29 protein-coding genes and 1 pseudogene are annotated in these 26362 nt (G+C 64.0%); 20 read left to right on the top strand and 10 right to left on the bottom strand.

Going from position 1 to position 26362, the window contains the following annotated elements; translation table 11 throughout:
• Positions 1–89: 89 nt before the first annotated feature.
• A complete protein-coding gene (locus NKJ73_RS16305; RefSeq protein WP_352457892.1) occupies positions 90–1049 on the bottom strand; it encodes a TAXI family TRAP transporter solute-binding subunit in 960 nt (319 codons plus the stop codon).
• Positions 1050–1307: 258 nt separating this feature from the next.
• Between NKJ73_RS16305 and NKJ73_RS16300 the strand changes: the two genes are divergently transcribed.
• Complete coding sequence (locus NKJ73_RS16300; RefSeq protein WP_023718846.1) at positions 1308–1661, top strand: YciI family protein; 354 nt, start codon at positions 1308–1310, stop codon at positions 1659–1661.
• A complete protein-coding gene (locus NKJ73_RS16295; protein ID WP_352570205.1) occupies positions 1661–2917 on the top strand; it encodes an RNA polymerase sigma factor in 1257 nt (418 codons plus the stop codon). The genes NKJ73_RS16300 and NKJ73_RS16295 overlap by 1 nt, the downstream gene beginning before the upstream one ends.
• A 15-nt stretch (positions 2918–2932) precedes the next feature.
• Here the strand turns inward: NKJ73_RS16295 and NKJ73_RS16290 are convergent, their stop codons facing one another.
• From NKJ73_RS16290 to hrcA, 6 genes are all read right to left on the bottom strand, one after another.
• Positions 2933–3556 (bottom strand): glutathione S-transferase family protein, encoded by a 624-nt coding sequence (locus NKJ73_RS16290; RefSeq protein WP_023678987.1) that lies wholly within the window; start codon positions 3554–3556, stop codon positions 2933–2935.
• Between the two features lie 175 nt (positions 3557–3731).
• A complete protein-coding gene (cysK, locus tag NKJ73_RS16285) occupies positions 3732–4712 on the bottom strand; it encodes a cysteine synthase A (RefSeq protein ID WP_023678986.1) in 981 nt (326 codons plus the stop codon).
• A 166-nt stretch (positions 4713–4878) separates the two neighbouring features.
• A complete protein-coding gene (locus NKJ73_RS16280; protein ID WP_352570203.1) occupies positions 4879–5496 on the bottom strand; it encodes a LysE family translocator in 618 nt (205 codons plus the stop codon).
• A gap of 87 nt (positions 5497–5583) precedes the next feature.
• Positions 5584–6939, bottom strand: a complete 1356-nt coding sequence (locus NKJ73_RS16275; RefSeq protein WP_023678984.1) for a PQQ-dependent sugar dehydrogenase — start codon at positions 6937–6939, stop codon at positions 5584–5586.
• A 99-nt stretch (positions 6940–7038) separates the two neighbouring features.
• Positions 7039–7236: a hypothetical protein gene (locus tag NKJ73_RS16270; protein WP_023678983.1), complete on the bottom strand. Its 198-nt coding sequence runs from the start codon at positions 7234–7236 to the stop codon at positions 7039–7041.
• 36 nt (positions 7237–7272) lie between these two features.
• Positions 7273–8385 (bottom strand): heat-inducible transcriptional repressor HrcA, encoded by a 1113-nt coding sequence (gene hrcA, locus NKJ73_RS16265; protein WP_036239090.1) that lies wholly within the window; start codon positions 8383–8385, stop codon positions 7273–7275.
• Between the two features lie 146 nt (positions 8386–8531).
• Here hrcA and rph point away from each other — a divergent pair, with 146 nt between their 5' ends.
• The 5 genes from rph to NKJ73_RS16240 are packed head-to-tail and all read left to right on the top strand — an operon-like array spanning position 8532 to position 11841.
• Positions 8532–9248, top strand: coding sequence for a ribonuclease PH (gene rph / locus NKJ73_RS16260; protein ID WP_023678981.1), 717 nt, complete (start codon positions 8532–8534; stop codon positions 9246–9248).
• Positions 9249–9280: 32 nt separating this feature from the next.
• Complete coding sequence (locus tag NKJ73_RS16255; RefSeq protein WP_352570201.1) at positions 9281–9691, top strand: VOC family protein; 411 nt, start codon at positions 9281–9283, stop codon at positions 9689–9691.
• Positions 9691–10353 (top strand): RdgB/HAM1 family non-canonical purine NTP pyrophosphatase, encoded by a 663-nt coding sequence (rdgB, locus tag NKJ73_RS16250; RefSeq protein WP_352570199.1) that lies wholly within the window; start codon positions 9691–9693, stop codon positions 10351–10353. Before NKJ73_RS16255 ends, rdgB begins: the two co-directional genes overlap by 1 nt.
• Positions 10350–11513 carry a radical SAM family heme chaperone HemW gene (gene hemW / locus NKJ73_RS16245; protein WP_352570197.1) on the top strand — a complete coding sequence of 388 codons (1164 nt, stop codon included), beginning with the start codon at positions 10350–10352 and terminating at the stop codon, positions 11511–11513. Before rdgB ends, hemW begins: the two co-directional genes overlap by 4 nt.
• A 4-nt stretch (positions 11514–11517) precedes the next feature.
• Positions 11518–11841: a low molecular weight protein tyrosine phosphatase family protein gene (locus NKJ73_RS16240; protein ID WP_352570195.1), complete on the top strand. Its 324-nt coding sequence runs from the start codon at positions 11518–11520 to the stop codon at positions 11839–11841.
• A 263-nt stretch (positions 11842–12104) separates the two neighbouring features.
• Here the strand turns inward: NKJ73_RS16240 and NKJ73_RS16235 are convergent, their stop codons facing one another.
• On the bottom strand, positions 12105–12290 hold the full coding sequence (locus NKJ73_RS16235; protein ID WP_023678975.1) for a hypothetical protein: 186 nt from the start codon (positions 12288–12290) through the stop codon (positions 12105–12107).
• Positions 12291–12466: 176 nt separating this feature from the next.
• Here NKJ73_RS16235 and rsmI point away from each other — a divergent pair, with 176 nt between their 5' ends.
• The 5 genes and pseudogenes from rsmI to NKJ73_RS34255 form a co-directional block, all read left to right on the top strand.
• The gene (gene rsmI, locus NKJ73_RS16230; RefSeq protein WP_352570193.1) at positions 12467–13378 is read left to right on the top strand and encodes a 16S rRNA (cytidine(1402)-2'-O)-methyltransferase; all 912 of its coding nucleotides are present in this window, start codon (positions 12467–12469) and stop codon (positions 13376–13378) included.
• Positions 13371–13748, top strand: a complete 378-nt coding sequence (locus NKJ73_RS16225) for a YraN family protein (RefSeq protein ID WP_352570191.1) — start codon at positions 13371–13373, stop codon at positions 13746–13748. The genes rsmI and NKJ73_RS16225 overlap by 8 nt, the downstream gene beginning before the upstream one ends.
• A 204-nt stretch (positions 13749–13952) precedes the next feature.
• The gene (locus tag NKJ73_RS16220; RefSeq protein ID WP_352570189.1) at positions 13953–14909 is read left to right on the top strand and encodes a complex I NDUFA9 subunit family protein; all 957 of its coding nucleotides are present in this window, start codon (positions 13953–13955) and stop codon (positions 14907–14909) included.
• Between the two features lie 83 nt (positions 14910–14992).
• Positions 14993–15229, top strand: coding sequence for a metallothionein (locus NKJ73_RS16215; protein ID WP_254817997.1), 237 nt, complete (start codon positions 14993–14995; stop codon positions 15227–15229).
• A gap of 101 nt (positions 15230–15330) precedes the next feature.
• Positions 15331–15458, top strand: a pseudogene (locus tag NKJ73_RS34255) (YraN family protein); the annotation flags it as partial.
• Between the two features lie 80 nt (positions 15459–15538).
• Here NKJ73_RS34255 and NKJ73_RS16210 read toward each other — a convergent pair.
• Complete coding sequence (locus NKJ73_RS16210) at positions 15539–16789, bottom strand: flavin-containing monooxygenase (protein WP_352570187.1); 1251 nt, start codon at positions 16787–16789, stop codon at positions 15539–15541.
• Positions 16790–16883: 94 nt separating this feature from the next.
• Complete coding sequence (locus tag NKJ73_RS16205) at positions 16884–17690, bottom strand: undecaprenyl-diphosphate phosphatase (RefSeq protein WP_023678969.1); 807 nt, start codon at positions 17688–17690, stop codon at positions 16884–16886.
• Between the two features lie 162 nt (positions 17691–17852).
• Between NKJ73_RS16205 and NKJ73_RS16200 the strand changes: the two genes are divergently transcribed.
• The 8 genes from NKJ73_RS16200 to NKJ73_RS16165 all read left to right on the top strand — a co-directional run bounded on the left by NKJ73_RS16200 (position 17853) and on the right by NKJ73_RS16165 (position 26357).
• Positions 17853–18545 carry a glutathione S-transferase family protein gene (locus tag NKJ73_RS16200; RefSeq protein WP_023678968.1) on the top strand — a complete coding sequence of 231 codons (693 nt, stop codon included), beginning with the start codon at positions 17853–17855 and terminating at the stop codon, positions 18543–18545.
• Entirely contained in the window at positions 18526–19686 is a 1161-nt protein-coding gene (gene queG, locus NKJ73_RS16195; RefSeq protein ID WP_023678967.1) for a tRNA epoxyqueuosine(34) reductase QueG, read from the top strand. The genes NKJ73_RS16200 and queG overlap by 20 nt, the downstream gene beginning before the upstream one ends.
• The gene (locus NKJ73_RS16190; RefSeq protein WP_352570185.1) at positions 19683–20591 is read left to right on the top strand and encodes an SDR family oxidoreductase; all 909 of its coding nucleotides are present in this window, start codon (positions 19683–19685) and stop codon (positions 20589–20591) included. The genes queG and NKJ73_RS16190 overlap by 4 nt, the downstream gene beginning before the upstream one ends.
• A gap of 56 nt (positions 20592–20647) precedes the next feature.
• On the top strand, positions 20648–21739 hold the full coding sequence (gene mepA / locus NKJ73_RS16185; protein ID WP_502905379.1) for a penicillin-insensitive murein endopeptidase: 1092 nt from the start codon (positions 20648–20650) through the stop codon (positions 21737–21739).
• Between the two features lie 121 nt (positions 21740–21860).
• Positions 21861–22886 carry a glucokinase gene (locus tag NKJ73_RS16180; RefSeq protein ID WP_352570181.1) on the top strand — a complete coding sequence of 342 codons (1026 nt, stop codon included), beginning with the start codon at positions 21861–21863 and terminating at the stop codon, positions 22884–22886.
• Positions 22887–23005: 119 nt separating this feature from the next.
• Complete coding sequence (locus NKJ73_RS16175; RefSeq protein ID WP_352570179.1) at positions 23006–24865, top strand: ABC transporter ATP-binding protein; 1860 nt, start codon at positions 23006–23008, stop codon at positions 24863–24865.
• Positions 24862–25695, top strand: a complete 834-nt coding sequence (dapB, locus tag NKJ73_RS16170; protein ID WP_352570177.1) for a 4-hydroxy-tetrahydrodipicolinate reductase — start codon at positions 24862–24864, stop codon at positions 25693–25695. The genes NKJ73_RS16175 and dapB overlap by 4 nt, the downstream gene beginning before the upstream one ends.
• Positions 25696–25736: 41 nt before the next feature.
• Entirely contained in the window at positions 25737–26357 is a 621-nt protein-coding gene (locus tag NKJ73_RS16165; RefSeq protein ID WP_352570175.1) for a 2,3-bisphosphoglycerate-dependent phosphoglycerate mutase, read from the top strand.
• Positions 26358–26362 lie beyond the last annotated feature (5 nt).

Below are 26362 nucleotides of genomic sequence, written 5' to 3'. Positions count from 1 at the left end.
GTGCGGCAGTGCGCGGCCGCAACCGACCCCACCCGTCCATTCGCCTTCGGCAGCTGTTCACCTTCTCCTCAAGGGGGAGGGATGGCTCCTTACTTCACCAATCCCTTTTCCTTGTAATACCTCTCGGCGCCTGGATGCAGCGGCACCGGCATGCCGTCGAGCGCCTTGGCCGGGTCGATCGCCTTGGCGGCGGCGTGGGCAGCGGTGAGCTGGTCGAGATGCTCGAACAGCAGTTTCGTCATCTGGTAGGCGGTCTCGTCGGAGACATCGGCGCTGGTGATCAGGAAATTGCCGACGGCGGCGGTCGCAACATCCTCGGTCTGGCCCTCGTAGGTGCCCTTGGGGATGACCACGGAAAGGTAGGGCGAGCCGATCTTGGCGACGTCCTCCGCCGGCACGGCAACGATGTTTACCGGCACTGAGGTGGCGAGGTCACGGATCGACGCGACCCCAAGGCCAGCCGACTGCAGCGTGGCGTCGAGCTGGCGGTTCTTGATCAGCTCCACCGATTCGGCGAAGGGCAGATATTCGATCCGCCCGAGGTCTTCGTATTTCAGCCCGGCAGCGGCAAATATCGTGCGGGCGTTGAGCTCGGTGCCTGAGGCCGGCGCGCCGACCGAAAGGCTCTTGCCCTTGAGATCGGCGAGCGTCTTGATGCCGGATTCCTTGCTGGCGACGATCTGGATGTAATTGGGATAGATGGCGGCAATGCCGCGCAGCTTGTCGAGCTTGCCTGGGAAGCCTGCTTCGGTATTGCCTTCGGCGGCCAGCTTCACGGAATCGCCGAGCGCAAAGGCGATCTCGCCCTTGCCCTGCTGCAGCAGGTTGAGGTTTTCGACCGACGCTTTCGTCGCCTGCACCTGGGTGCGCGCGCCTTCGATGCCCTTGCCGTAGATTTCCGACAGCGCGACGCCGAGCGGATAGTAGACGCCGGAAGTGCCGCCGGTCAGCACGTTGATGAATTCCTGTGCCTTGACCGATACCGCGCCAAGGCCAAGCGACAGCGCCAGCACGCCGGCTGCAACAAATTTCGTCCTGAAATTGAGCATGCGATTTCCTCCCTGAAAATTCGTCGCCGTTCCCTCCTCGGCGGCATGAAGCGAAGCGAGTTTAGACAGCGGGCGGGAAATGCCAACCCGCAATAGCAGCGATTAGACGAACGGCTAAGCAGTGCCGCAACACGTTGGCGCTTGCGCGAGGTCGTATCGCGGCAGAAAGATTTTTCCAGCGCTTGTCGAAATCCGGCAGGGCCGCGCGACATAAGTCCGGCTCGCAACGATGCGGCCTTCGAGAAACGGGAGAAGACCATGCGATACATGCTTTTGATCTATGGAAACGAAGCGGGGATGGCAGCCGCGCCAGCAGATGCGGTGACACAGATGTCGAGCGCGTACGTCGCCTACACCGAAGCGTTGAAGAAATCCGGCGCCTGGCTCGCCGGCGACCGGCTGAAGCCGACGCAATCCGCTACCTCGGTGCGGATGGCCAATGGCAAGACCAACGTGCTCGACGGCCCCTATGCCGACACCAAGGAGCAGCTTGCCGGCTTCTATATGATCGAAGCGGAGGACGTCGACGCCGCCATTGCCTGGGCGGCGCGCTGCCCGGGCGCCAGCACCGGCACGGTAGAGGTGCGGCCGATCTGGGAACTCACCATGTGATGCCGGAATTGCCCGATACTGCGCGGGCGGCGGCGGAAGCGGCCGCCCGGCAAAGCTACGGCAAGCTGGTCGCCTATCTCGCCGCACGCACGCGCGACGTGGCCGCTGCAGAGGACGCATTGGCCGATGCCTTTGCAGCGGCGCTCGAGCGTTGGCCACAGGCGGGCGTGCCCGACAAGCCGGAAGCCTGGCTGCTGGCGGTGGCACGCAAGCGCCGCGTCGACGCGGTCAGACGGCGGCTGACACGCGAGGCGGGCCGCGACCACCTCAGACTCATCGCCGAGGAGATGGAGGCGCGCATGGCCGAGGAAGACCTGCCGGACGAGCGGCTCAGGCTCATGTTTGCCTGCGCCCATCCCGCGATTGAGGCCGGCGTGCGAGCACCGCTGATCCTGCAGACGGTCCTGGGCTTCGACGCAGCGACCATCGCCTCGGCTTTTCTTGTCTCGCCAGCCACGATGAGCCAGCGCCTGGTGCGCGCCAAGACGCGAATTCGCGAGACAGGCATTCCGTTCCGCGTGCCGGAGCGGGCCGAGCTCGGCGAGCGGCTGGGCACCGTTCTGGAAGCGATCTACGCGGCGTTTGCCGAAGGTTGGTCCGACCCGGCCGGCACCGAAACGCGGCGCCGCAATCTCGCGACCGAAGGCATCTGGCTCGGCCGTCTGATCGCCTCGCTGATGCCGGATGAGCCGGAAGCACTCGGCCTGCTGGCGCTGATGCTGTTCGCCGAGGCGCGGCGTGCAGCCCGGCGCAATGCGGCGGGTGACTATGTGCCGCTGGCCGAGCAGGATCTTGCATTGTGGGACGACACCCTGATCGATGAAGCGGAGGCGCTGCTCGGGCGCGCGGCCGCCGAGGGTGTTGTCGGCCGCTACCAGCTCGAGGCCGCCGTGCAATCCGCCCATACGACACGGCGGCTGACCGGTTGTACCGACTGGGTCGCGATCAAGGAGCTCTACGACGCGCTGTCGGTGATTGCCGGCTCGCCGGTGGTGTCGATCAACCGTGCGGTGGCGATTGCCGAGGCCGAAGGTGCTTCAGAAGGATTGGGCGCGCTTGATCAACTCAGCGGCGACAAGCGCCTGTATGACTATCAACCTTACTGGGCCGCCCGCGCGGGCCTGCTGGCCAGACTCGGCAAAGTTCCGCAAGCGAGCGAGGCCTATGACCGGGCTATCGGCCTCGAACGCGATCCGGCCGTGCGCCGGTTCCTGCAGGAACGACGGGCATGGCTCGGCCACGCGGAAAGACACTGAGACAAGGCGGAGTGCTTAGGCCGGCCACATGTCGTGGGAAGCATTCAGCCTCTTTATCACTCGATGTTCCCGCAAATTGGCCCACAGGCGTCCGATATTCGGCCAAGCGGTTGGAACCTTCGCGACCTCCGGATGCCAGGCCACCAACATGACGAGATAGATGTCGGCCAGCGAGAGTTGGTCGCCGGCCAGCCAGTCATGGCCTGCGAGGGCGGCATCGAGAATGGCGAAGCTGCGATCCATTTCCGAGACCGCCGCCCGTTTGACAGCGTCCACGCCGCGGGGATCGGTCGTGTAGCGATGAGCGTAGAAGAACCGCAGGTCAGCCGAATAGATGACGGAGGACATGAAAAACATCCAGCGCAGGAAGTCGGCACGGTCAGCCGAACTTGCTGCGGGCGCCAGTCCTGCTTCCGGGTGGCGCTCGGCCAGCAGGATGCAGATCGCCGCCGATTCGGTCATCGAGCGTCCGTCCGGCAAGATCAGGACCGGCACCTGGTTCAAGGGGCTGATATCTAAAAAGGCCTGGTCGGGTCGGCCCTTCGGAACGTCGATCTGGTCGAAAGGCACGCCCGCCAAAGCGAGCGCCGCCTCGATGACAAAGCCGCCGGTATTGGCACGCGTATAGAGCTTGTACATGAAGTCCTCCACCTGCCGGGCAGCGACGATTTGATACGGAAGGGACCCGCCGCTCAAGCGAACGACGCCCGCCACAGGTGGTTTTTCAGCGGTCCACGCCGACGCGTGATACAGAGTATTTGATGTCGGAGGGCATCGCGAAGGATCGCTACTGACCGGTCAAAAACGCTCGTGTCTAAGCGCCCAATCCCTCGAACAGGATCGTCGAGAGATAGCGCTCGGCGAAAGAGGGGATGACGACGACGAGGTTCTTGCCCTTGTTCTCGGCCCGCGAGCCGACGACGATCGCCGCTTGCAGGGCGGCACCCGACGAGATGCCGACCGGCACACCTTCGAGCCGAGCGACGAGCCGTGCATTGGCAACCGAATCCTCGTTCGAGACCTTGACGATTTCGTCATAGATCGTCGTGTCGAGGATTTTTGGCGCGAAGCCGGCGCCAATGCCCTGGATCTTGTGCGGGCCTGGCTGGCCGCCCGACAGCACCGGCGAGGCTTCCGGTTCGACGGCGACGACATGCACCGAGGGCTTACGCTTCTTCAGCACCTGGCCGACGCCGGTGATGGTGCCGCCGGTCCCGATGCCGGCAACGAAGATATCGACTTCGCCATGGGTGTCGTTCCAGATTTCCTCGGCCGTGGTGCGGCGATGGATTTCCGGATTGGCCGGGTTTTCGAATTGCTGCGGAATGACAGCGTCGGGCAGCGTTGCCGCCAGCTCGTCCGCCTTGGCGATGGCGCCCTTCATGCCTTTCGGCCCTTCGGTCAGCACCAGTTCGGCACCGAGCAGAGCCAGCATCTTGCGGCGTTCGACCGACATGGTTTCCGGCATGGTCAGGATCAGCTTGTAGCCCTTGGCAGCGGCGGCAAAGGCGAGCGCGATGCCGGTATTGCCCGAGGTCGGCTCGATCAGGGTGGTCTTGCCGGGCGTAATCCTGCCCGAAGCCTCCAATGCCTCGATCATCGACACGCCGATGCGGTCCTTGACCGAGGCGATCGGGTTGAAGAATTCGAGCTTGGCCAGCAGATTGGCGACGACGCCCTTCTCCCTGGCGAATTTATCAAGCCGCACCAGCGGCGTGTCGCCGATCGTCTCGGTGATCGAATTGTAGATGCGGCCGCGGCCGGGCACGTGTGCGGGGGTGGCGGGCTTGTTCATTGATTTCCTCCCAGAGGTCAAGCGGCAAGAGTCGGGCGGGGCCTAGGATAGAGCCATCCGCCGCGCAAGATAGGCTGTCGATCGAAAAATATCCGAGTGAAGTTCGTGCTGAGTACCCCCGCCCTTGCAAGGCGTGGCAATCCTTGGGCGGATTGGCGAAAGAGATTTATTGGCGGGCAGCAATTGCCGCCGCCGCACCGACCATGAAGCCGGCGGCGGTGCGGTTGAGTGCCCTCAGCGCCCGCGGCGACTTCAGGAACCAGCGCGCCTTGGCCGCCAGCGCCAGATAGGGCACCAGCACGACGAGCAGGACGACGATGGTGAGCGCGACAAGAATGCCGTAATCGGCCAGCGTGATCGTCTTCAGATCGACGATGGTCGGGGTGATGGCAAGATAGAAGATCATCGTCTTCGGATTGCCGAGCGTGACGGCGAGGCCGGCTATAAAGCTGGATGTCAAGCCGCCCTTGCCTTTCTTGGCCTCCACCGTCTCGGGCGTGATGCCGCTCGTCCAGAAACGCCAGCCAAGAAAGGCGAGGTAGGCGACGCCCAGCCATTTGATGGCCAGGAAGACCATGCCGAAAGTCTGTGCGACGAAAGCCAGGCCGAGCACCACGGCAGTCAAATAGGTCAGGTCGCCGAGCATCAGCCCGAACGACATGGCCAGCGACGAGCGGAAGCCGGAACCCAGCGCACGCGCGACAAGCGCGGTGACGCCTGGGCCGGGGATGGCTGCGGCGATGCCGAGGGCGGCGCTATAGGCGAGGAACCCGGTGAGTGTCATGATTGGCGCTTGTCGCACAATGTTGAAGTTGGGTGAATTCCCTCGGGCCGAATTCGATTGCGCCAGCGCAGCAGGCGACACCGCCGTTCAGGAGCGGCCGTCTTCGTAGGTAATGCGCCAGATGGTGCCGTTGCCGTCCTCGGTGACGATCAGCGAGCCGTCCTTGGCCATCGCGACACCGACCGGTCGGCCCCAGACGGCGTCGTTCGAGATGACGAAGCCGGTCATGAAGTCCTCATATTCGCCTGTCGGCTTGCCATCCCTGAATTTGAGCCTCACCACCTTGTAGCCGGTCCTGGCGCCACGGTTCCACGAACCATGCATGGCGACGAAGGCGTCACCCTGATAATCCGCCGGGAAGTTCTTGCCGTCGTAGAAGGCTATATTCATCGGCGCCGAATGCGCCTGCATCAATACATCGGGGACAGTGGCCTTGCCGGCGAGGTCTGGCCGCTCGCCCTGATGGCGCGGATCCTCGTTATTGCCGATGTAGTACCAAGGCCAACCATAGAATCCGCCGTCCTTGACCGCTGTTGCAAATTCGAACGGCACATTGTCGCCGAGTTCGTCGCGCTCATTGACGACGCACCACAATGCGCCGGTGGCGGGCTGCACGGTCATGCCCGTACAGTTGCGCAGGCCGGTGGCGACAGTTCGGGGATTTTTCCCATCCGGGTCAAAGGCGAGCACATCGGCACGGCCGTCCTCGGAGCCCCAGGCCGCCCCGAGCGGCTTTGATTTGGCCCAGGCGTCGAGGCCGCTATCCGGCTCCTTACCTATATCCTCGGCGACGTTCGAGGCGGAGCCAACCGACAAATAAAGCGTTTTGCCGTCCTGCGAGAAGGCGATGTCGCGGGTCGTGTGACCACCCGACGGGATTTGGGCGACAATGGTTTCTGGTTTGCCGGATGTCTTCAGGTCGCCATCGCGATAGGGGAAGCGGACGATGCTGTCGCTGTTCGCGACATAAACCCATTGCGGTTTGTCTCCTGGCGGATAGAAGGCGATGCCGTAGGGATAATTGAGCCCCTTGGCGAAGATCGCTTTCTCGATGGGCTTGGCGCTGCCCTCGGCGAGACGATAGACGCGTATTTGGTCGGCATGGCTGTTGGCAACAAACAGGTCGCCATTCGGAGCGACGCGCACGACACGTGGATTGACGATGCCGGATGCGATCATTTCAGCCGAAAAGCCCGACGGCAATTCTGGCTTGGCGCGTTCGGGCCGTTCCGCCACGCCGGCGCCGTTCGAAGCGGATTGGGCGGGGTCGGCTGCCGGCATGTCTCGCGGCCCAATCAGGCGTCGGACGCCAGGCCTGTCGGCGTGCCAATCGCCAAACGCGGCTTCGCCTTTGAGCACATTCTGGTCCGCCTGCTGGGCGGCTGCCGGTGTCGCAACAAGGAGGGCAGCGGCAACGGCCGCAAAGCCGCCAGATCGGATCATCAACGTCCTCCGGGATTCGCCTCGAACAGGGCAAACGGCATCAGGTATTGATCGTTCCAAGCGGCCGTCCAGCACACGAGGATTTGAAGCCGAACCCGTTCAGTTGCCAGAGGCGTAAAAGTCGTCGTCGAGGCGCTTTTCCAGCGCGACCAGATCGGCCGGCAGCGGCAAACCCATCGCCCGCATCTCTTGCAGCTTCTCGCGCAACTGCTCTTGCACCTCGTGCTGATCCTCTGGCTGGTTGATCATTTCTTCGAGCAGCAGACTGATCTGGGCCTTGAACGATTCCAGCGCCATCCTTTTCTCCTCCTTGCGGCAGGCCCGCGGCGGCTCCTAGCTCAGCATGCGCGAAATCAGCTGCGCGGTATAGTCGACCATCGGTACTATGCGCGCATAATTCAGCCGCGTCGGCCCGATGACGCCGAGCGCACCGACGACGCGCGCGTCCTTGTCGCGATAGGGTGCCACCACCAGCGAGGAGCCAGACAGCGAAAACAGCTTGTTTTCCGAACCGATGAATATGCGCACGCCTGGGCCTGCCTCGGCGAGGTCGAGAAGCTGGATCAGCCCATCCTGCGTCTCCAGATCCTCAAACAGATGCCGCAGCAATTCTATGTCGGCCTGGGCAGTGACGTTTTCCAGGAGATTGGCGCGGCCGCGCACGATAAGCCGCCCAGGCACGCCGCTTTCAGCGCCTGCCCAGACCGCCAGGCCCTTCTCGACCAGATCCTGCGACAGCGTGTCGAGGGCTGCCCTGGTCTCTTCCTTGATGCGGGCGATCTCGACCCGCGCCTCGGCCAGGGTGCGACCGCGGATATGGGCGTTGAGGAAGTTGGAGGCTTCGTGCAATTGCGAGATGGTGATGCCGGCGGGCAGATCGATGACGCGATTTTCGACGTCGCCGTTCTGCGAGACCAGCACGGCCAGCGCCTTGGTCGGCTCGAGCTGGATGAATTCGATGTGCTTAAGCGCCACCTCATTCTTGGCGGCGAGCACGAGGCCGGCGCCGCGCGACATGCCGGACAGCATCTGGCTGGCCTCGGTCAGCATATGCTCCAGCGTCGCGCCCGAGCCGGAGGCGCGCACCTGGGCCTCGATGGTGCGGCGCTCCTCGTCGGAGAGGTCACCAAGTTCCATGAAAGCATCGACGAAGAAGCGCAGGCCTGCCTGGGTCGGCAGCCGGCCAGCCGAAATGTGCGGCGCATAGATCAGGCCGAGATGCTCAAGGTCGCTCATCACGTTGCGGATGGTGGCCGGCGACAGCGACGACGGCAGGATGCGCGACAGGCTGCGCGAACCGACCGGCTCGCCATCCCTCAAATAGGAATCGACGATGCGCCGGAAGATGTCGCGCGAACGCATGTCGAGCGATTGAAGCGCAGGCGATTGCAGCGCGTGCGACGGGAGCACGTGCGACTGCAAACCGGGATCGACTGCCTTTGTCATTTCGAGCCAAAAACCTCCGCCCCGAAGATATAGACTTCCGCGGTGTCGGCGCAACCGGTCCATTTTCCTTTGCGCCTCACGCCCCGTGCGGCTACAAGCCGGCCAAGATTCCCCGGCCACGATTCCGAAGAAAGAAAGAAGCCCGAATGCGCCCTTCCAAACGCCAATTCGACGAAATGCGCCCCATCTCCTTCGAGCGCGGCGTCTCCAAGCATGCGGAAGGCTCGTGCCTGGTGAAGTTCGGCGACACGCATGTGCTGTGTACGGCCAGCCTGGAGGAAAAGGTGCCGGGCTGGATGCGCAACTCCGGCAAGGGCTGGGTGACGGCGGAATACGGCATGCTGCCGCGTTCGACCGGCGAGCGCATGCGCCGCGAGGCTTCGGCCGGCAAACAAGGCGGCCGCACGCTGGAAATCCAGCGGCTGATCGGCCGCTCCCTGCGCGCCGTGGTCGATCTGCAGGCGCTCGGCGAGCAGCAGATCACCGTCGACTGCGACGTGATCCAGGCCGACGGCGGCACGCGCACCGCTTCGATCACCGGCGGCTGGGTGGCGCTCTACGATTGCCTGCGCTGGATGGAAACCCGCCAGATGGCGAGCCTGGGCAAGGTGCTGAAGGATCACGTTGCGGCGATCTCCTGCGGCATCCATGATGGCCAGCCGGTCATCGACCTCGACTATATCGAGGATTCCTCGGCCGGCACCGACGCCAATTTCGTCATGACCGGCAAGGGCGGCATCGTCGAGATCCAAGGCACGGCCGAGGGCGAGCCGTTCTCGGAAGAGCAGTTCGCGGCGCTGATGGGGCTCGCCAAGAAAGGTATTCAGCGCCTGGTCAGCTTGCAGCAAATGGCGGTGGCTTAGCTGCGGTCAATATTGATGAGATTGGCGATCCTGTGACTCCTTCCGCAATCCTGGAATCAGCACTCTACGTGACGGACCTTGCTGCCGCGGAACGGTTCTATTCGGGCGTGCTCGGGCTCGATCTGCTCGGCAAGGTCGATGGCAGGCATCTCTTCTTCCGCTGCGGCGACAGCGTGCTGCTTATGTTCAATGCCGAGGCGACCAAAGTGCCGCCGCCGGCCGACGCCAAGCTCAAAGTACCGCCGCATGGCGCGGTCGGCCAGGGCCATCTTTGCTTCGCCGCAAGCTCGGATGAAATCCCACGCTGGAAAGCGCATCTTGAGGCGAAGAAAATCGCCATCGAAAGCGAGTTCGAATGGCCGCAGGGCGGCCATTCGATCTATATTCGCGACCCGTCGGGCAATTCGATCGAATTCGCCGAGCCAAGAATCTGGGGCATCTGATGCATTCGCCAACTGTTCATTCGCTTGACGGGCATAAGATCGTCGTCGCCAGCCATAACGCCGGTAAATTGCGGGAATTCGCCGATCTGATGGCGCCATTCGGCATTGAAGCGAAGTCCGCAAAGGAATACGGCCTGCCGGAACCGGACGAGACCGGCACCACTTTCGAGGAGAACGCCCTCATAAAAGCCTTGGCTGCCGCCAAGGCCACTGGATTGCCGGCGCTGTCGGACGATTCCGGCCTGTGTGTCGATGCGCTCGACGGCGCACCCGGCGTCTACACCGCCAACTGGGCCGAGACGCCGGACGGCTCCCGCGACTTCGGCATGGCCATGCAGCGCACGGAAGTGGCCTTGCAAGAAGTTGGCGCGATCACGCCTGCCCAGCGCAAGGGCCGCTTTGTCGCGGTCATCTGCCTGGCCTTCCCCGATGGCCAGGCGGAATATTTTCGCGGTGAGGTCGAGGGCACGCTGGTATGGCCGCCGCGCGGCGAGCTAGGCTTCGGCTACGATCCGGTGTTCTTGCCCTACGGGTTCGAAAAGACCTTCGGCGAGATGAGCGCGGAGGAAAAGCATGGCTGGAAGCCCGGCCAGCCAACCGCATTGTCGCACCGTGCCCGCGCCTTCCAGAAATTCGCGCAAGCCCGATTGGCCGGCGCATGACCATGCTGCTCGACCGCAGCCCCGGTTTCGGCGTCTATGTCCACTGGCCATTCTGCGCGGCCAAATGCCCCTATTGCGACTTCAACAGCCATGTCCGCCACCAGCCGGTCGACCAGGAGCGTTTTGCCCGCGCCTTCGAGACCGAGCTGGCGACGATGCGCGGCCGCACCGGGCCGCGCGAGGTGACCAGTATCTTTCTTGGCGGCGGCACGCCATCGCTGATGAAACCGCAGACCGTGGCGGCGGTGCTGGATGCAGTGGCGAAGAACTGGACGGTGCCTGATGGCATCGAGGTGACGCTGGAGGCCAATCCCTCCTCGGTCGAGGCCGAGCGCTTTCGCGGCTATCGCGCGGCCGGCGTCAACCGGGTGTCGCTTGGCGTGCAGGCACTGAACGACAAGGATCTGCGCTTCCTCGGCCGTTTGCACAATGTCGATGAGGCCCTGCATGCGATCGGCCTGGCGCGCGAGATATTCCCACGGCTGTCGTTCGACCTGATCTACGCGCGGCCCGGTCAGACGCCGGAAGCGTGGCAGGCGGAGCTCGAGCAGGCGATCGGCCACGCCGCAGACCATCTGTCGCTCTATCAGCTGACCATCGAGGAAGGCACGCCGTTCCATGCACTGCATGCGGCAAGGAAATTCATCATTCCAGACAATGAGCTTGCCGCCGATCTCTACGCGTTAACGCAGGAGATCACCGCCGCGCGCGGACTGCCGGCCTACGAGATTTCCAACCACGCCAGGCCCGGCGCCGAAAGCCGGCACAATCTCACCTATTGGCGTTATGGCGAATATGTCGGCGTCGGTCCCGGCGCGCATGGCCGGTTCGTCGAAAATGGCCGCCGCGTGGTGACGATCGCCGAGAAAATGCCGGAGACCTGGGCCAATCTGGTCGAGGCCAAGGGTCATGGCGTTTCCGGCGGCGAGGTCCTGACGCGGTCGGAAGAGGCCGACGAGTTCCTGCTGATGGGGCTGAGGCTGGCGGAAGGCATCGACCTTTCCCGCTACGAGGCATTTTCAGGGCGCGGCCTGTCGACGGCACGGCTGTCGGTGCTGCAGGACGAAGGCCTGGTGGCGCCGATCGGCAATGCCCGCCTGCGCGCCACGCCGGCCGGCATGATCGTGCTCGATGCGGTCGTGGCGGATTTGGCCAGATAGCACGTTGAAGAACGTTCTCTCCATCTGCAGCCAGCATCGCTTGCGCAGCCCGACGGCGGAGCAGGTGTTTTCCAAGCGGCGGGACATCGAGGTCGCTTCGGCCGGCACTAATCACGATGCCGACATACCGTTGACGCATGAACTCGTCGCCTGGGCCGACATCATCTTCGTGATGGAAAAAACGCACCGCGCCAAACTGCAGCAGAAATTCAAGACAAGCCTGAAAAAGGCTCGAGTAATCTGCCTCGATATTCCCGACGACTATGCATTCATGGACCCGGCTCTGGTGGGCCTGCTGGAGGCGCGTGTCTCGAAGTATCTGGGTTGAATGATACATCGCGGAGCATTCGCAACCGCGCTTCGAGAACTGTCTCGACCGATCGCTAAGGTTTGCGGGGTCAAGCCTCGTGCTTGTGGCGGTGTTTGGCGCGATCTTTTTCGCTGGTCTCTCCGGAACGGGCCGGCTTGATCTCGCTTTTGTCGCGTGAGGCATGGTGCTGGTCGTCTGTGGAATGTGACGCTGCGCCATCGCGGGCGCTTTTTGTTTCGAGGCGGGTGATGAAAATGTCGAAGCGATTGGGCATCGTCCGGTCAGTGCTCCATCGTGCGGTCGGTTTCGTTTGCGGGCTTGCTCTCTGCCGATCGCTGGCGTGCAAGCGGCTTCTTGGCTCTGCCATCTGCGGCTTCGGCAGGCAGGCTCTTGTCGCATGGCGCGGCGAAGCGTTTGCGGCCGGCATAGTAGGGTTCGAAAACGTCCTGTATCGTCAGGCTGTTCATCCTGCTCCTCCCGAGATCAGGGGTAAAATTCGCCGGCAACGGTTTCGTTCCCTACTGTGGCGAAGGCATGGCGGCCGGTTCACGTCGGCATCCCTTTTGGAACCAGGGCCTTTGCAACCCAGGCTTTTGCAACCAAGCGTGAGCCGTGCCAAACAGGGTCGAACGGAGTTGTGCAGGTGACCGGCGAATCGGCCAAACGCAGTTATGTGGTCGGGCAGACCGAAATCGCCGCCCGGCCGCTCGAGCCGGCGCTCTACCTGGTGGCGACGCCTATCGGCAATCTCGCCGACATCACGCTGCGCGCGCTGGAAACGCTCGCCGCCGCCGATATCGTCGCTTGCGAGGACACACGTGTCAGCCGCGTGCTGCTCGACCGCTACGGCATCCGCCGCCGCACCACCGCCTACCACGAGCACAATGCCGGCGAGGCCGGACCGAAGCTGATCGCGGCGCTGCTGGCCGGCCAAAGCGGAGCGCTGATCTCGGAGGCCGGCACGCCGCTCATCTCCGACCCCGGCTACCGGCTGGTCGGTGAGGCGCTGGAACGCGGCATTCGTGTCGTGCCGATCCCCGGCCCATCAGCAGCACTTGCCGCTTTGACGGCATCCGGCCTGCCCTCGGACGCGTTTCTGTTTGCCGGCTTCCTGCCGGTGAAGACCGGGCAGCGGCTGACGCGGCTGGAAGCGCTGAAGGCGGTGCCGGCAACGTTGATCTTCTTCGAATCGCCGCGCCGGCTGGCCGAGACGCTCAGTGCCATGGTCGAGGTGCTGGGCGGTGCCCGCAAGGCGGCCATCGGCCGCGAGCTGACCAAGACCTTCGAGGAGATGCGGACCGGCACCCTGCAGTCGCTCGCCAGCCATTACGCCGCAGCTGATACGCCGAAAGGCGAAATCGTCATCTGCGTCGGCCTGGCGGATGTTGTCGCTGATGAGCCTGAAGACATCGACCGGCTGCTGCTTTCGCTCGCCGCCGAGATGCCGGCCTCCAAGGCAGCGGCGGAAGCCGCCAAGATGACGGGTGGCCAGAAGCAGGCGCTCTATCGTCGGCTGCTCGACCTCAAGAATGCCGGAAGAGACGGCGATGGCTGAACGGCCGAGCGCCAGCCGGCAAAAGGCCTACCGGCGCGGCCATCACGGCGAATGGCTGGCGGCGGCGGCGCTGATGCTGAAAGGCTACCGAATTCTTGCCCGCCGCCACCGCACCAGGTTCGGCGAGATCGACCTGATCGCGCGGCGTGGCGATCTGGTGCTGATCGTCGAGGTCAAGGCGCGCCGCACGCTGATGGAGGCAATGGAAGCCGTCGGTCGCGAATCGGAGCACCGCATCGAAGGCGCCGCCGATTTCTGGCTGTCGCGCCAATCCGACTACGGAAAATTATCGGTGCGCTTCGACATGATGGCGGTGCTGCCGTGGCGCTGGCCGGTGCATGTCGAGAACGTTTTCTACGGGCGGAACTAGGCTATTCCCGAAGTGGGGCCGTTTTGCTGCGCCTGCGGTTCAGATCATGGTTTGCCGATCTGTCAAGCATCCGCCCAGCGCTGACTGGAACAAAACCGTTCCTGCGTTGTTCCCCAATCGTCCTGATGTTCGACGGGCTGGTTCAAATGCCGGCCAGGGCAGTCCTCGTGGTAGCTATGCGAGGACAAAGGGATGGCGAGGTAAATGGATCCCGACGATCTCAACCCGGAACGGATCGTCACCGTGTTCGGCGGAACTGGCTTTCTCGGGCGCAGGATCGTGAAGCGGCTCCTGGAAAGAGGTTTCACGGTGCGCGCCGCATCTCGCCATCCGGCTCGCGTGGCCCTGGTCTTTTCCTCGATTACAAGGATGCCCGAAGCAGTCGAGGCGGATATATTGGATGCGTCCTCGATCGGGTCGGCCATTACCGGATCACAGGCGGTCGTGAATGCCGTCAGTCTTTACGTCGAGCAGGGCGTCCAGACCTTTGAACGCGTGCATGTGAAAGCCGCGGCCGATCTCGCTGCCGCGTCGCGCGACCGCGCGATCGACCAGTTCGTCCAGATTTCAGGGATCGGCTCCGATCCTCAATCGGATTCGAATTACATAAGGGCGCGTGGGCGCGGAGAAGGTGCCGTGGAAAGCGCATTTCCCGGCGCTTTCATTGTGCGTCCCGCCGTCATGACAGGACCTGACGACGCTTTCCTCACGACCATTGTGAGGATGATACGCCTCCTGCCGGTCTATCCGCTGTTCGGCGATGGTGGCACACGGCTTCAGCCGGTCTATGTGGCAGACGTCGCAGAAGCAGTGAGCCGGCTGATCGACGGGCGAACCCAGGGTTCATCCATATTCGAATTCGGTGGCCCGCGTATCTATGCCTATAAGGAACTGCTTCGGGAGATCGCCCGACAGCTCGATACGCACGTCAAGCTGATGCCGGTGCCGTTTGCGGTATGGAACGCCTTGGCTGGCGTCGCGGAACTCCTCCCGGCTGCCCCCATAACGCGCAACCAGATCGATCTTATGCGTCAGGACAATGTGGCAGCAATCGACGCGCCTGGCCTGAAGGAACTCGACATCGAGCCGCGGGATATCGACGAGGTGATCCGTGCGATCGAACAGCGCCGTCGCGTAGGCTCGCTCTCGTCTCCGGCTTAGGACGGCCCCCTGATCCTGGCGGGAACCTATCGCCGCGCGACAGGTTGGTCGAGCTTGAAGCCAGTGAAAGAAGGAGAAGAACTATGGCCAGATGCGATCAATGCGGGAATGACTACGACAAGGCCTTCAACGTGACGATGGCCGACGAGACCTACACATTCGACAGCTTCGAATGCGCGGTCCAGAAACTTGCTCCGACGTGTCCGCATTGCGGATGCCGGATCATCGGACATGGCGTCGAACAGGATGACATCATCTACTGCTGCGCACATTGCGCCGCGGAGGAAGGCGCGAGCGCGCTGACCGATCGTGCGCCTTGACGCACCTCCTTTGGCGTCTCCAGGTCGACCATTCCGAACGACTGCGCCGGCTCATCCCATATATGGCCAGTGCTGTCGGCACGACGACGACCAGCCGAGGTCAAGGCCGCCGCACGCTGATGGAGGCAATGGATGCAGTCGGCCGCGAATCGGAGCGCCGTATCGAAGGTGCCCGCGATTTCTGGCTGTCGCACCAATGGACTACGGAAAATTGTCGGTGCGCTTCGACAAAAGGCAGCGTGCGTCGTCTTGATCGCGCCAGAGCTGTCATGTTCTTGCACGTTCAAGAACCCACGTTCGACGGCTCGTTTAGACGCCGTTCCGTGGCAAGTCGGCTCCCGCTTGGACAAGTCGCTCCACGACGGCGGCCGCCTCCTCTGGAATGGCCGGTATGGTGCCCGACTTCCGCGTCGATCCGAAATCGAGGCCGGCGAAAAAGAGACCTGGAACAGCGCCGACGCCATCCTCGTGGACGGGCTGGCCGGCTGCATCGAGCGCGCCGGGAAGCCGAACCCATGCGAAATCGCCGGTGAAGCCCGTGCACCAGATCACTGATCTGATGCCGCTCGCCGTCCAGTCGAGGGAGCGGATCGGAGGATCGGGCAAGCGCGGTTCAATCGTCTCGGCCGGATCATCCTCGGCCAGTGGCGCATCGAGGCCGGCGCGCTCGATGTACTCGTCAACCAGGCGCTTGGCATTCGCGGAGACTTCGTCGGCAAATCGCATATGGTCGTCGAGCTCGTCGCCGAAGACGAGGTTGCCGTTCTCCACACCCCTGAAGCGGCCGAGCAGCACCACGCCCTGCGCGCTCAGCGATTGCAGGCTGATCGTATGGGTCGCGCCGACCAGCGCGCGGGCCTGCAGCTTGCCGGAGGGGAGGACGAGTTCCTTGCGCGGAACGTCGAGAAAACCGGACAGCGTCAGCCATTTAAGTATGTTGCCCCTGCGGTAGCGCCGCACCCAACGGCCGTTGCGGCTGGTCGCCAAAAAGACCACACGTCCTGCCAACGCCAGGTCCTCGGCGATCTGGCCGCCCGACTGGCCGCTGCCGACCACCAGCACCGCGCCACTCTCGAACTCGGCCGGGTTGCGATAAGCCGAGGAATCGACTTGGCGAATTGCGGTTGGCAAATCCGCCGACCCTGCTGGCCGGACCTGCCGATTCTGGTCGCCGGTGGCGATCACCACGTTGCGCGCCAGAAATGCCCCGTCCGTCGTGGTGATGCGAAAGATCCCGTCGTCTCTCGTCAGCTCTTGCACCGGAGTTTGGGTGCTTACCGGCAGGCGGTGCCGCTCGGCATAGCCTTCGAGATACGCGACAAATTCGTGGTGGGTTATCGCGCCCCACGGCTCGGGCCCCTCGTAGGAATCACCGGGTAAGATGGAGCGAATGGTCGGCGAATTCAGTCGAAACGAGTTCCAGCGCTGCGTTCGCCACGTCTCGCCGATCCGGCCTCGATCGAGCACACGGTGGTCGCGGTCCTGCCGTTTCAAGAAGTAGCTGACGCCGAGTCCCGCCGGACCGGCGCCAATAACGAGGGCGTCAAGAACTTCGCTCATGCATTCCCCCTGCCAACCATACGTTGACAAGATCGTATGGCTCGGCTTCGGGCAAGAATAGAGTTCCGGCTGGGATTGCGCTATCCGCGCCGGCTCACCCCCAGATGGCCAGCCCCGCCAGCCCGACGATGCCGACGACCAGCCGCCACCAGCCGAACAGCGCATAGCCGTGGCGCGAGACGTAGTCGAGCAGGAAGCGCACGACGATCAATGCCGTGACGAAGGCGGCGACGAAACCGACGGCGATGATGGGCAGGTCGGCGCTGCTCAGTACATTGCGGTTCTTGAACAGGTCGAAGGCGAAGGCGCCGACCATCGTCGGGATGGCAAGGAAGAAAGAGAATTCCGCCGCCGCCCGTTTGTCGACGCCGAGCAGCAGCGCGCCGACGATGGTCGAGCCCGAGCGCGACGTGCCGGGGATTAGCGACAAGCACTGAAACAGCCCGATCTGCAGATAAAGCCTGGTCGGAAACCGCTCGACATCGTGGTAATACGGCTTCGGCTTCATGCGATCGACCAGCAGCAGGATGACACCGCCGATGATCAGCATGATGCAGATCAGCCGCGGCGATTCGAACAGCACCGTCTTGATGAAGTCATGCGCCAGTGCGCCGATAATGGCCGCCGGCAGGAATGCGATGAGAATGCCAAGGACGAAATGCCGCGTCAGCCGATCGTAGGGCAGCTCGAGCAGCATCTTCCAGAGACGGCGGAAATAGACGCTGAGAATCGCCAATATGGCGCCGAGCTGGATCAGGATCTCGAAGGCCTTTCCGGTCGAATGAAAACCGAGGAAATGGCCGGCGAGCAGGATATGACCGGTCGAAGACACCGGAATAAACTCGGTCAGGCCCTCGAGCAGGCCGAGCAGCAGCGCTTCGACGACGGTCTGGCTTTCCATGGCAACCTCGGCGTTGGAGTGAGGGCTTGAGAAAAGGGCTTGCTTGTCATGGCGCGGAACTCCCCCTATAGGTCGCAGCACCCTGACAGCCCGCTGAATCGGGCGGCCAAGACTTACCGGCGCAGCCGGCGATTTGCCAGTGCGCTTTATTATCGCGGGACCATGCTGACGCTTTTCCACCATCCGATGTTCGCCAGCTGCCGCTTCGTCCGCCTCGCCTTTGGCGAGTATGGCGAGGAACTGGCGCTGATCGAAGAGAAGCCGTGGACGCGGCGCAAGGAGTTCCTGGCGCTGAACCCGGCCGGCACGCTGCCGATCCTGCTCGCCGAAGGCGACGTGCCGATCGTCGGCGCAGTGGTCATTGCCGAATATCTCGACGAGACGCGCGGCGTACTCAAGCGCGACAAGCGGCTATTCGCCGAGGATCCGATGGAGCGCGCCGAAATCCGCCGGCTGACCGACTGGTACCTCAACAAGGCGGAAAGCGAGGTTACCCGGCATCTGGTTCGCGAGCGCGTTCTGAAGCCGGTCATGCCGGAAACGGCAGGCGGCGGCTCGCCCGATTCGGCGGCGATCCGCGCCGCCCGCGCCAATATCCGCCAGCACATGAAATACACCAACTGGCTGGCCGGCACCCGTCACTGGCTGGCCGGCAACAAGGTCACCTATGCCGATCTCGCGGCGGCGGCAGCACTGTCGGTGCTCGATTATCTCGGCGAGATCGACTGGCGCGAACACAGCGCCGCGCGCGAATGGTATACAAGGGTGAAATCACGGCCTTCGTTCCGGCCGCTTCTGTCCGACCGGGTGCGCGGCCTGTCGCCGGTGTCACATTATGCGGACCTCGATTTCTGATACGGCAAAGCTGCGCGCGCTGATCGACCGCGAGGCGCGGAACGCCGGCTTCGACGCCGTTGCCGTCACCACGCCCGATGCGATTCCGCAGGCGCCGGAACGGCTGGCCGAATTCGTTGCCGACGGTTTTCACGGCTCGATGGGCTGGATTGCCGAAACGCTCGAGCGGCGAGGCAAACCGACGACGCTTTGGCCAGAGGTCCGCTCGATCATCGTGCTGGCGATGAATTACGGCCCCGACCACGACCCACGCGACATCCTGGCAAAGCGCGACCGCGGCGCGATCTCGGCCTATGCGCAGAACCGCGACTATCATGACGTGATGAAAGGCCGGCTGAAGGAGATCGCCGGCAAGATCGTGGCACGCGCCGGCGGGGACGTGAAAGTGTTTGTCGACACCGCGCCGGTGATGGAAAAGCCGCTGGCCGAGGCGGCCGGCCTCGGCTGGCAAGGCAAGCACACCAACCTGGTCAGCCGAACGCATGGCTCCTGGCTGTTCCTCGGCACCATCTTCACGACGGCCGAACTGGTGCCGGACGCGCCTGAGGACGACCATTGCGGCTCCTGCCGGGCCTGCCTCGACGTTTGCCCGACGGATGCCTTTCCGGCGCCTTACCGGCTCGATGCGCGGCGCTGCATTTCATACCTCACCATCGAGAACAAAGGACCGATCCCGCATGAGTTCCGGGAAAAGATCGGCAATCGTATCTATGGCTGCGACGACTGCCTGGCCGCCTGCCCGTGGAACAAGTTCGCCCAAGCCGCTTCGGAGGCAAAGCTTGCCGCCCGCGCGGACTTGCGCGAACCGCCGATCGCCGAGCTGCTGCGCCTCGACGACGCTGCCTTCCGCGTGCTTTTTTCGGGCTCGCCGGTCAAGCGTATCGGCCGCGCCCGTTTTATCCGCAACGTGCTGATAGCGGCCGGCAATTCCCAGGACTTGTCGCTGGCCGGCGCCGTTCGCGCGCTGCTCGACGACGCCTCGCCCCTGGTTCGCGGACCTGCGGTATGGGCGCTGTCGCGGCTGGTGCCGGGTCGGGAATTTGCCGAACGTGCCGCAGCCGCTTTGCAAGCAGAAGATGACGAGGCGGTGAGAGGCGAATGGCTTCTGGCCCTGCCAAAGCCGATCGAGGCGCATACATGACAAAAAAGCAGATTTTCATCTTCGGCGCCGGTTATTCGGGCAAGGCCTTCGCCCGCGCCAACAGGGATGCCGACACAGCGATCTTCGGTACAACACGGTTGCTGGAAAAATTCGCGGCGCTGCGGCAAGCCGGTATCGTGCCGCTGCGTTTCGATGGCACGCTGACCTCCGAAATCGGCGATGCGCTTGGGAAGACAACCCATCTCGTCGTCTCGGTCGCGCCGGACGAGGCCGGCGACCCGGTGCTGGGCGCGGCACGCGAGGAGATCGCGGCCAACATGCCGGAGCTCGAATGGATCGCCTATCTCTCCACCGTCGGCGTCTATGGCGACCATGGCGGCAATTGGGTGGACGAGGCCGCCGAATGCCGGCCAGTATCGAAGCGATCAGCGATGAGGGTTGCCGCCGAGCAGGATTGGCTGAAACTGGGCCACGACGTCGGCCGGCCGGCGGCGATCCTGCGGCTTTCCGGCATTTATGGGCCAGGCCGCAACGCCTTGGTCAATCTGGAAAACGGCACCGCCCGGCGGTTGGTCAAGCCTGGCCAGGTGTTCAACCGCATCCATTGCGACGACATTGCCGGCGCGCTCTGGCATCTGGCCGAAGGCAATCGCGGCGGCATCTTCAACGTCACCGACGACCTGCCGGCGCCGCCGCAGGACGTCGTCGCCTATGCCGCCCAATTGATGGGCATCGAGCCGCCGCCCGAAATTCCGTTCGAGACCGCCCAACTTTCGCCCATGGCGCGGTCCTTCTACGGCGAGAACAAGCGTGTCGCCAACGCGGCGATCAAGGCGGCCGGCTATGGGTTTCGCTTCCCCGACTATCGCTCGGCGCTCGATGCCATGTGGGCGAGCGGCGACTGGCGCGACGGCGAGGCGCGCAGCCCGATGAAACGGTCATGATCGATACGCTGCGCGGGGCGTGGTATGATGCGGTTCAAATCGCGGAGGGGTCCAGCTTGGGAAAGACGTTAAAGCGAGCCTTGCCGGGCAAAACACTGCTGCTGACGGCAGCTCTGGCCGTCGCCGGCCTGACGCTTGCAGCGCAGACGGCGAGCGCCGAGCAACGGGCAAAAGACCTGTTTGGCGCCAAAGAGCTGCCGGCAATCGCAACAGCGCAATCGATCGGCTTTTATTCCAAAGGCTGTTTTTCCGGCGGCGTCGCCCTGCCCATGGACGGCCGGCACTGGGAGGTGATGCGACCGTCGCGCAATCGCCGCTGGGGCCATCCGGCAATGATCGCGCTGATCGAGAAACTGTCGCGCGACGCCGCTGCCGACGGCTGGCCGGGCCTGTTGATCGGCGACATTTCGCAGCCGCGCGGCGGGCCGATGCTGACCGGCCATGCCTCGCACCAGATCGGCCTCGACGCCGACATCTGGCTGACGCCGATGCCCGACCGCAAGCTCTCGGCCGAAGAGCGCGAAAACATCAGCGCTACCTTGATGGTCGATGAAAAAACCCATCTGGTGAAGGACGGCCTGTGGACGCCGATGCACACGCGGCTGTTGAAGCGCGCCGCGAGCTATCCCGAAGTCGAGCGCATCCTGGTCAATCCAGGGATCAAGAAGAAGCTCTGCGACACGGTCAAAGGCGACCGCAGCTGGTTGCGCAAGGTCAGGCCGTTCTGGGGCCACGACTACCACTTCCACATTCGCATCGGCTGCCAGGCTGGATCACCCGACTGCAAGGCGCAGGAAGCGACGGCGCCGGGCGATGGCTGCGACCAGGCGCTGGCCTGGTGGTTCACCGAGGGGCCGTGGCGCCCCAACAAGAACCCGGACAAGCCGAAGGCACGCGACGTGATGACGATGGCGAACCTGCCCAGGCAATGCCAGTTCGTGCTCGACGCGCCGGCTCCGGCCACGGCCGAAGCAGTCACCTACTATGGCGACGGCCTACCGATCGCGGCAGAACCCGCTCTCGCGGCAGAACCTTCGCCGCCGCCGACGGTCGCAGCCGGCGCGGCAGCGCTTCCGGCCTCGGCGAACGCCTTTGTGGCGACCCCCGAGATCGGCATTCCGCTGCCGCGGCCACGACCGGGGCACTGATGCGGGCAGCGTGTTTGCTGTCTGCATCCGTGCATCTCCACTTCGAAAACCGATTTCCCTTTTTGCGGTCATGCGCTAGTCAACGAGAGAACGGCGATACGCGTCGGGAACGGACGAGAGCATGCCAGGCGTAAGCGACGACGACACTCTGTTGCGATTTCCGATCCTGATCGGTGACATAGGCGGCACCAATGCGCGCTTCTCGATTGTGCTCGACGCGAATTCCGAGGCCGGCGAGCCGACGATCGTCCAGACCGCCAACTTCAATACGATAGACGAGGCGATCCAGGCGGCCGTGCTCGACCGCTCGTCGGTCCGGCCGAATTCAGCTGTGCTGGCGGTAGCAGGCCCTGTCGAGAGCGACGAGATCCCGCTTACCAATTGCCCATGGATCGTCAAGCCGAGACAGATGTTCGCCAGTCTCGGTCTCAGCGACGTCGTGGTGCTCAACGACTTCGAGGCACAGGCGCTGGCTGTCGTCGCGCTCGGCGAAGAGCATATGGAAAAGATCGGCGGCGACGAGCCGGAACCGAATTCCGGGCGGGTGGTGCTCGGCCCGGGAACCGGGCTCGGCGTCGCCGGACTGGTCTATGCGCTGCATCACTGGATACCGGTGCCCGGCGAGGGCGGCCATATGGATATCGGGCCGCGCTCGCCGCGCGATTTCCAGGTGTTTCCGCATATCGAGAAGCTCGAGGGCCGCATCTCCGGCGAACAGATCCTGTCCGGGCGCGGCCTGGTCAATGCCTACCGGGCGGTAGCCAAGGCGGACGGCAAGCCGTCGCCCTTCACCACGCCGGCCGAGGTCACCGCCGCGGCGCTGGCAAAGAACGATCCGGTGGCCGAAGAGGCGCTGTCGATCTTCGTCACCTGCCTGGGACGCACCGCCGGCGACCTCGCTCTGGTGTTCATGAGCCGCGGCGGTGTTTTCCTCACCGGCGGCATCGCGCAAAAAATCCTGCCGGCGCTGCGCATCGGCAATTTCCGCGCCGCCTTCGAGGACAAGGCGCCGCACAGCGCCCTGATGCGCAGCATGCCGGTCTATGTCATCACCCATCCGCTGGCGGCGCTTTTAGGGCTGGCCGCCTATGCCAGAAATCCGTCGGTGTTCGGCGTGCAGACGGCGGGGCGGCGCTGGCGGGTCTAGAATACAAGCTGCGCCGCGACGAAGTTTCGCCGTCCTCGGCCATAGGCAAGCCGCCATTGGAGCGTTAAGAGGTTGCCGAATTGCAGCCCGGCCGGACCGAAACCACAAAGCGCTCCAACTTGACACTTCCAGCACCAACTAAAGGGAAAGTCCGTCCCAGCGAGATCGTGGCGGTGATTCGCCGCATCGTCGCCGAGAACAGCCGCGATTATCGCTGGTACTATGCTCTTGCCGTGCTTTGCCTGGTGACGATCGCGGCGACAACCGCCTTCACAGCCTGGATCATGAAGGATGTCATCGATCAGATCTTCTACCAACAGCGCGGCGATCTTATCGCGCTGATCAGCGTGTCGATCCTGGCCGCCTTCATGCTGCGCGGGCTGGCCAGCTACGGCCAGGCAGTGACGCTGGCCAAAATCGGCAACAATCTGGTGGCGCGCTATCAACGCCGCATCTTCGACCACCTGATGAAGCTCGGCGTCAGCTTCTTCAACGACACCCGCTCGGGCCGGCTCGCCGCGCAGATCAACGAGAACGTCAACGGCATCCGCGATCTCCTGTCGATGACGCTGACATCGCTGGCGCGCGATGCCGTATCGCTTGTCGCGCTGGTTGGCGTCATGATCTGGCAGGACCCGATGCTCTCGGCGATGTCGCTGCTGGTCGGGCCGCCCTTGATCTACAGTGTCACCTATCTGATGCGCCGGGTGCGTCGCATCACCCGTGAATCGGTGCAGATCAACTCGCGGCTGATCGGCGCGATGCAGGAAGCGACGCAAGGCATCGCTATCGTCAAGGCCTTCACCCTGGAAGACGAGCTGTCGCGCCGCATCGGCGGCCTCGTCGCGGGCGCCGAGCAGCGGGCAAACAAGATCGCCCGCGTCTCGGAACGGCTGACGCCGATCTCCGAAATGCTGGCCGGCTTCGCCGTCGCCGGTGTCATCGCCTATTCCGGCTACCGGGCGACCGTCGGCGGCCAGCCGCCGGGCGCGGTGTTTGCCTTCATCACCGCCCTGCTGCTTGCCTATGACCCCGCTAGGCGGCTGGCGCGTATGCAGGTCGGCATGGAAAAGTCGCTGGTCAATGCGCGCATGATCTACGAGCTTCTCGACCTCGAGCCGCAGCAGGGTGACGTGCCGGGAGCCGCCGAGGCGAAATTCACCTCTGGCGAAGTGCGCTTCAACAACGTGTCCTTCCGCTATGTCGAAGAGGCGCCGGTCCTGCAGGATTTGAGCTTTGTCGCCGCCGCCGGCAAGGTGACCGCCATCGTCGGCGCCGCGGGCGCCGGCAAGACGACGCTGGTTGCGCTGCTGCAGCGCTTCCACGACGTCGAGTCGGGCAGCATCGAAATCGACGGCCAGGACATTTCAAAGGTCACCAAGCATTCGCTGCGCGGCTCGATCGCCTATGTTTCACAGCAGCCTTATCTGTTCGAAGGCACCATCCGCGACAACATCCGCTACGGCAGGCTGAGCGCCACGGACGCCGAGATTGAACGCGCCGCGCAACAGGCCGCGGCCGACGATTTCATCCGCCAGCAGCCGCAAGGCTACGACACGCCGGTCGGCGAGAACGGCGTGACGCTGTCGGGCGGCCAGCGCCAGCGTGTATCGATTGCACGCGCTATCGTTCGGCAGGCGCCGATCCTGCTGCTCGATGAAGCCACCTCGGCGCTCGACAACGAGGCCGAGGCCCGCGTCCAGGAAGCGCTGACCCATGTCATGGAAGGGCGCACCACCATTGTCATCGCGCACCGGCTGTCGACGGTGGTCAATGCCGACCATATCATCGTGCTGGAGCAGGGCCGGCTGGTCGAACAAGGCACGCATGCCTCGTTGATGGCTGACCCGCACAGCGTCTATGCCCGGTTCCACCGGGTGCAAGGCAGGAAGGGGCTGGGGCTTGTCGATGACGGCGAGCCAATCCAGAGTGCGGCGGAAAATGGTCGCGCGAAAATGGCGGCCGGGAGACATTCATGAGTGACACGCCGACCGTTAGTGAAATGGGCCTGGTGGTGGTGGGCGCGGCCGGCCGCATGGGCCAGGCGCTGATCCGCGCCATCCACACGATACCGGGCGCCCGCGTCGCCGGCGCGATCGAGCGGGCCGGTTCGCCCCATATCGGCAAGGACGCCGGCGAGCTGGCCGGCGTCGGCAGGCTCGAGGTGGCGATCGGCGACGATCCGCTGCCGGCCTTCGCCAAGGCCGACGGCGTGCTCGATTTCACTACGCCGGCGGCGACCGTCGAATTCGCCGGCTACGCGGCGCAGGCGCGCATCGCCCATATCATCGGCACCACCGGCTGCTCGGCCGAAGACAATGCCGGGATCGCGGCGGCGGCACGGCACGCGACGATCGTCAAGTCAGGCAATATGAGCCTCGGCGTCAATCTGCTGGCGGTGCTGGTTGAGCAGGCGGCGCGCGCGCTCGATGCCGACGATTTCGACATCGAGATCCTGGAAATGCACCACCGGCACAAGGTCGATGCGCCATCGGGCACGGCGCTGCTGCTCGGCGAAGCCGCCGCTGCCGGGCGTGGCGTAGCACTTGCCGGCAACGATGTTCGCGTGCGCGACGGCCATATCGGCGTGCGCAAGGCAGGCTCGATCGGTTTCGCCAGCTTGCGCGGCGGCTCGGTGGTCGGCGACCACAGTGTGGTGCTGGCCGGTACCGGCGAGCGCATCACGCTCGCCCATCATGCCGAAGACCGGGCGATCTTCGCCCGTGGCGCGGTCAAGGCCGCCCTGTGGGCGCGCGGCAGGAAGCCGGGACTGTATTCGATGCGGGACGTGCTCGGCCTGACAAGCTGATCCACAAGATTGGCTGATCCACAAGATTTGAAGGAGCAAATATGTCGAGAACTCTCGTGCTCGTGCGCCACGGCCAGAGCGAATGGAACCTGAAGAACCTATTTACCGGCTGGCGCGACGTCGACCTGACCGAACTGGGCCATGCCGAAGCCAAGGCGGCCGGCGCCAAGCTCAGGGCGCGCGGCATGAAGTTCGACATCGCCTTCACGTCGTCGCTGATCCGGGCGCAGAAGACCTGCCAGCATATTCTCGACGCCGTTGGCCAGAGCGAGCTCGAGACCATTCGCGACCAGGCGCTGAACGAGCGCGACTATGGCGATCTCTCCGGCCTCAACAAGGATGATGCGCGCAAGAAATGGGGTGAGGAGCAGGTGCATGTCTGGCGCCGCTCCTATGACGTGCCGCCGCCCGGCGGTGAAAGCCTGAAGGACACCGGCGCGCGCGTCTGGCCCTATTACCTGCACGATCTGCAACCGCATGTGCTGCGCGGCGGCACCGTGCTGGTGGCGGCGCACGGCAATTCGCTGCGCGCGCTGATCATGGCGCTGGACGGCAAATCGGGCGAGGAGATCGTCAAGCTCGAGCTCGGCACCGGTGTGCCGATCATCTACACGCTCAACGCCGATTCCACGGTGGCGTCGAAGGAAGTGCTGGAGCATTGAGCCGG

The sequence above is a fragment of the Mesorhizobium sp. M0074 genome (assembly GCF_040322975.1).
Lineage (GTDB): Bacteria > Pseudomonadota > Alphaproteobacteria > Rhizobiales > Rhizobiaceae > Mesorhizobium.
This window is presented reverse-complemented; position numbering and strand designations above follow the sequence as displayed.